Below are 247 nucleotides of genomic sequence, written 5' to 3' on the forward strand. Positions count from 1 at the left end.
GGCTCAAGTTCTAAGGAAGGAATTCGTCATGGCAAAGATGCAAGCGAAAGTTCAGGCTGACGAGCGCGACGACGGCCTTCGCGAAAAGATGATTTCGGTCAACCGCGTGACCAAGGTCGTGAAGGGTGGCCGTATTCTCGGCTTCGCCGCACTGACCGTGGTTGGCGACGGTGATGGCCGCATCGGTATGGGCAAGGGCAAGGCGAAGGAAGTGCCGGTCGCTGTCCAGAAGGCAATGGAACAAGCT

The 247-nt window shown here is 57.9% G+C and carries 1 protein-coding gene; it reads left to right on the forward strand.

Annotated elements, in window-relative coordinates:
• Positions 1–37 precede the first annotated feature (37 nt).
• A partial coding sequence (locus AAEY68_RS21470; protein ID WP_502935722.1) for an uS5 family small ribosomal subunit protein occupies positions 38–247 on the forward strand: 210 nt, incomplete at its 3' end.

The organism is Pseudoalteromonas sp. RB2-MNA-CIBAN-0110 (assembly GCF_040309305.1).
Classification (GTDB): Bacteria; Pseudomonadota; Gammaproteobacteria; order Enterobacterales; family Alteromonadaceae; genus Pseudoalteromonas; species Pseudoalteromonas arctica.